This is a genomic window from Streptomyces milbemycinicus (assembly GCF_002154605.1).
Lineage (GTDB): Bacteria > Actinomycetota > Actinomycetes > Streptomycetales > Streptomycetaceae > Streptomyces > Streptomyces milbemycinicus.
In genome coordinates this window covers 1-2,687 of sequence record NZ_MUNE01000222.1, presented here as the reverse complement: position 1 = coordinate 2,687, position 2,687 = coordinate 1, and the positions used below count along the sequence as shown (strand labels likewise).

General features: G+C 68.1%; 4 protein-coding genes. 2 read left to right on the top strand and 2 right to left on the bottom strand.

From position 1 onward, the window contains the following. Positions 1-45: 45 nt before the first annotated feature. Complete coding sequence (locus CCN51_RS19130) at positions 46-495, bottom strand: carboxymuconolactone decarboxylase family protein (protein WP_014180292.1); 450 nt, start codon at positions 493-495, stop codon at positions 46-48. Positions 496-577: 82 nt separating this feature from the next. Here CCN51_RS19130 and CCN51_RS19125 point away from each other — a divergent pair, with 82 nt between their 5' ends. Then, entirely contained in the window at positions 578-1,456 is an 879-nt protein-coding gene (locus CCN51_RS19125; protein ID WP_014180293.1) for a sigma-70 family RNA polymerase sigma factor, read from the top strand. A 63-nt stretch (positions 1,457-1,519) separates the two neighbouring features. Further along, positions 1,520-1,900, top strand: a complete 381-nt coding sequence (locus CCN51_RS19120; RefSeq protein ID WP_014180294.1) for a hypothetical protein — start codon at positions 1,520-1,522, stop codon at positions 1,898-1,900. Here CCN51_RS19120 and CCN51_RS19115 read toward each other — a convergent pair. Beyond that, positions 1,889-2,521, bottom strand: coding sequence for a helix-turn-helix transcriptional regulator (locus CCN51_RS19115; RefSeq protein ID WP_014180295.1), 633 nt, complete (start codon positions 2,519-2,521; stop codon positions 1,889-1,891). The genes CCN51_RS19120 and CCN51_RS19115 overlap by 12 nt on opposite strands. Between the last annotated feature and the right edge of the window lie 166 nt (positions 2,522-2,687).

Below are 2,687 nucleotides of genomic sequence, written 5' to 3'. Positions count from 1 at the left end.
GCCGCGGGATCCCGCGGCCCCGGGGCGGATGACGCCCCGCTCAACTCACCAGGTCTTGCCGGCCTGCTCTCGGGTCGCGCGGTTGATCCGGTTGAAGAAGTTGGTCATCGCGATGTTCATGATGATCGCGGACAGCTGCTTCTCGTCGAAGTGGTCGGCGGCGGCGTCCCAGATCTCGTCGGTCACCCCCGGCGCGCCGTCCTGGATCCGAGTGGCGGCCTCGGTCAGGGCGAGCGCTGCCCGCTCCTCCTCGCTGAAGAAAGGCGTCTCGCGCCATGTGACCACGTTGTGCAGCCGCTCATCGGTCTCTCCGTGCTTCTTCGCAGACTCGACGCCGGCGAAGACGCACGGGCTGCAGCCGTTGATCTGGCTGGCGCGCAGATGGACCAGTTCGAGTACGAGCGGGTCGGCGCCGGAGCCGTGAATCGCCTTCATGAGGTGTTGGATCCCGGTGAGGACATCGGCGTTCACCGGGCCGTTCATGCGTGCTTCCATCGATCTCGCTCCTTCATCGGTTACCTGTGCCCGTCCGGGCACGTCATCCCCATGACGGAGCGGATCCGAGGAAGGTAACAACATGCCCGACACCAGCACGACGGACCCGGTGGCCGAGGCGTTCGAGGCCCAGCGCGGCCGGTTGCGCGCGGTCGCCTACCGCATGCTGGGATCGCATGCCGACGCCGAGGACGCGGTGCAGGAGGCCTGGCTGCGGCTCTCCCGCCAGGACACGGCGGCCATCCACAACCTCGCCGGCTGGCTGACCACGGTGGTCGGGCGGATCAGCCTCGATGTCCTGCGTTCGCGCCAGGCCCACCCCGCGGCGTCCTACGACGACCGGCTGCCCGAGCTCGTGGTGACGGTCGACGACGGACCGGCACCGGAGGACGATGTGGCGCTCGTCGACTCGGTCGGGCTCGCGCTTCTCGTCGTCCTGGATTCGCTCGGGCCGAGCGAGCGGCTGGCGTTCGTACTGCATGACCTGTTCGCGGTGCCGTTCGACGAGATCAGCCAGATCCTCGGCAAGTCCACTGCCGCTACCAAGATGCTCGCCAGCCGCGCCCGTCGGAAAGTGCACACGGCCCAGCGGCCGGCATCCGGAGGGCGGGAGCAGCGAGCGGTGGTCGAGGCATTCCTGGCGGCGGCTCGCCATGGCGACTTCGAGGGGTTGCTGCGCGTACTCGACCCCGAGGTGCGGTTGACCGTCGAAACCCCCGATGGTGTGGCCGTTGTCCTCGGCGCCACCCAGGTCGCCGCCAGAGCGCGACTGTCCGCCGGCACGGCCCCGCGCGGGCGGGCTGCGCTCGTCAACGGGGAGCCCGGGATCGTGTCCTGGCACGAGGACGGCACCCCGCTCTCGGTCATGGCGTTCACCGTCGTCGAGGGCCGGATCGCCCGTATCGCGGTCGTGATCGATCCGGCCAGGCTCGCGTCGATGGATCTGCCGGGGCCGGTGTGAGTCGTCAAGGTGAGTCGTCGCGGTGCGGGCCGTACGCCGTTGTCGGTGCGAGTGGTTACCGTCATGGCGCTGCGGCAACCGTCGTCGGCCATCGCCTTCCAGGGGGAAAGGGCGCCCATTGTGACTTTCTACGAGCGAGCCGCCGAGATCGTGACTTCCTACGAGAAGAGCCCGATCCGTAACGTCCCCCTGTGGAGTGAGGTCGTGGCGCTGGAACACCCGGACCAGCCATGGGAGGAGGGAGACCTCGACGATATCGCCGGGCTGGAGGGCGAGGCCGATCTGTCGGAGTGGCAGACATGGATGCTGGTGGGCACCCGGCCCTTTGACCAACAGCCCTACAGCGACTTTACGTTCACGATGAGCCACCCGGCCTATCTGGAGCATGTGGTCGGCGGAATTGCGCTGGTCGACAACCCACACAGGGCGCGTCTAGTCGGCTGAGCGGAGGTAGTTGTAGACCGTCGCCCTGGACACCCCCAGCAGCTCCGTCACCACCTGCACGGAGTGCTTGACCTGAAGAAAGCCGCGGGTCTTGAGGGAGCGTACGAGCTCTTTCTTCGCGGCGGAGCCGAGGCTGCGCGGGGTGTGGCCGCGGGCCGCGGCGAATTCCTCGATGACGGTGCGGAGTTCGTCGGCGGTGCGGGCGCGCAGGGTTTCGGTGAGGGGCTGTTCCTGGTCGTCGGTCCTGACCAGGTTGTTGAGGCTGCGGGCGACGCTGGCGAACAGCGAGACGTCGAGGTTGAGGCAGATGGCGGCGATGTATTCGCCCGCGCTGTTCTTGATGCCGATCGAGGTGCTTTTGGCCGGGCGTCCGTCGGGGAAGCGGTTGGGGTAGTTCTGGACGATGTCCGGGAAGCCGGGGTCCTGGATGCGGGCGATGCCGAGTTCGGTGGCGGGGTCGCCGACGGAGCGGCCGGAGAGATTGCTCTCTATGGCCCGGATGGCGTGTTCGGGGTCGCGCAGATCGTGGAGCACGACCTCGCACAGGCCCGGGAACATCCGGCCGATGGCGACGACGATCTTCTCGGCCTCGCGCAGCAGCAGGTCGTCCTCGGCGGTCATGGTCTGCCTCCCTGATCGGCGAAGCCTTGGTCGGTGAAACCTTGGTCGGTGAAGCCTTGATCGGTGAAGAGGGCGTTCATCGCGGTCGCCGCCTTGAGTCCCGAGCCCGTCAGCAGTACGACGGTCGTCTCGCCGGGGCGGATCGCGCCCCGGCGAGACGACCGTC

Bases quoted from the DNA above. Each gene is read 5' to 3' on its own strand.
- CCN51_RS19130 (WP_014180292.1), bottom strand. From the start codon at position 495: ATGGAAGCACGCATGAACGGCCCGGTGAACGCCGATGTCCTCACCGGG.
- CCN51_RS19125 (WP_014180293.1), top strand. From the start codon at position 578: ATGCCCGACACCAGCACGACGGACCCGGTGGCCGAGGCGTTCGAGGCC.
- CCN51_RS19120 (WP_014180294.1), top strand. From the start codon at position 1,520: ATGGCGCTGCGGCAACCGTCGTCGGCCATCGCCTTCCAGGGGGAAAGG.
- CCN51_RS19115 (WP_014180295.1), bottom strand. From the start codon at position 2,521: ATGACCGCCGAGGACGACCTGCTGCTGCGCGAGGCCGAGAAGATCGTC.